At 66.1% G+C, this 2,019-nt stretch carries 1 protein-coding gene; it reads left to right on the forward strand.

Going from position 1 to position 2,019, the window contains the following annotated elements; genetic code table 11:
* Window positions 1-1,978 (forward strand): transketolase (gene tkt / locus M6G53_RS24730; protein WP_253335184.1); only part of this gene is annotated, 1,978 nt, incomplete at its 5' end.
* Window positions 1,979-2,019 lie beyond the last annotated feature (41 nt).

A 2,019-nucleotide genomic window follows, 5' to 3' on the forward strand; every position in this document is an offset into this window, starting at 1 on the left:
GCTTGCCAACGCCATCCGCGCACTCAGCATGGACGCCGTACAAAAAGCCAATTCCGGCCACCCGGGTGCCCCTATGGGCATGGCGGACATCGCCGAAGTCCTGTGGCGTGACTACCTCAACCACAACCCGACTAACCCGCACTGGGCTGACCGCGACCGTTTCGTGCTCTCCAACGGCCACGGCTCCATGTTGATTTACAGCCTCCTGCACCTCACCGGCTACGACCTGCCGATGCGCGAGCTGGAAAACTTCCGTCAGCTGCATTCCAAAACCCCGGGCCACCCGGAGTACGGCTACACCCCGGGCGTTGAGACCACCACCGGCCCGCTGGGCCAGGGCATCGCCAACGCCGTCGGCTTCGCCATCGCCGAACGCACCCTGGCGGCGCAGTTCAACCGCCCGGGCCACGACATCGTCGACCACCACACCTACGCCTTCATGGGCGACGGCTGCATGATGGAAGGCATCTCGCACGAAGTCTGCTCTCTGGCCGGTACCCTCAAGCTCGGCAAGCTGACCGCTTTCTACGATGACAACGGCATCTCCATCGACGGCCACGTCGACGGCTGGTTCACCGACGACACCGCCCTGCGCTTCGAAGCCTACGGCTGGCACGTGGTGCGCAACGTCGACGGCCACAACCCGGACGCCATCAAGGCCGCGATTGAAGAAGCCCGCAAGGTGACCGACAAGCCGTCGCTGCTGATGTGCAAGACCGTTATCGGCTTCGGTTCGCCGAACAAGGCCGGCACCCATGACGTGCACGGCGCCGCGCTGGGCGCCGCCGAAGTGGCCGCCACCCGCGAAGCGCTCGGCTGGAAATACGCCGCCTTTGAAATCCCGCAGGACATCTACGCCCAGTGGGACGCCAAAGAAGCCGGTCAGGCCAAAGAAGCGGCCTGGAACGACAGGTTCGCCGCTTACGCCAGGGCCTTCCCGGAGCAGGCCGCCGAGTTCAAGCGCCGCATGAACGGCGAGCTGCCGGCCGACTGGAAAGCCGACGCCAGGGCGTTCGTGGAAAAACTGCAGGCCAACCCGGCCAACATCGCCAGCCGCAAGGCATCGCAGAACGCGCTGGAAGCGTTCGGCAAGGTGCTGCCGGAGTTCCTGGGCGGCTCCGCCGACCTGGCGCCGAGCAACCTGACCATGTGGTCCGGCTCGAAAGCGCTGAACGTTGACCCGGCGGGCAACTACATTCATTACGGCGTGCGCGAGTTCGGCATGACCGCCATCACCAACGGCATCGCGCTGCACGGCGGTTTCCTGCCGTACTCGGCGACCTTCCTGATGTTCGTGGAATACGCCCGCAACGCGGTGCGCATGGCGGCGCTGATGAAGCTGCGCAACGTGTTCGTCTACACCCACGACTCCATCGGTCTGGGCGAAGACGGCCCGACCCACCAGCCGGTGGAGCAGCTGGCGAGCCTGCGCGTGACCCCGAACATGAGCACCTGGCGCCCGTGCGACCAGGTGGAATCGGCGGTGGCGTGGCAGTACGGCATCGAGCGCAACGACGGCCCGACCACGCTGGTGTTCTCGCGCCAGAACCTGACCCAGCAGCCGCGCAGCGCAGAGCAGCTGGCGAACGTGTACCGCGGCGGCTACGTGCTGAAAGACTGCGCGGGCACGCCGGACGTCATCCTGATTGCCACCGGCTCCGAAGTGGGCATCACGGTAGAAGCGGCGGACAAGCTGACCGCGGCGGGCCGCAAGGTGCGCGTGGTGTCGATGCCGTCGACCGACGCGTTCGACAAGCAGGATGCGGCGTACCGCGAGTCGGTGTTGCCGGCGGCGGTAACGGCGCGCGTGGCGGTGGAAGCGGGTATTGCGGACTACTGGTACAAGTACGTGGGCCTGAACGGCGCCATCGTGGGCATGACCACCTTCGGTGAGTCGGCGCCGGCGGAGCAGCTGTTCGCCGAGTTCGGCTTCACCGTGGACAACGTGGTGGCCAAGGCGCAGGCGCTGCTGAAGTAAGCAGCCTGGCGCCAGCCGATAAAAAAGCCGGTCATCGTGAC

Origin of the sequence: Serratia nevei, assembly GCF_024160145.1 — a bacterium.
Classification (GTDB): Bacteria; Pseudomonadota; Gammaproteobacteria; order Enterobacterales; family Enterobacteriaceae; genus Serratia; species Serratia nevei_A.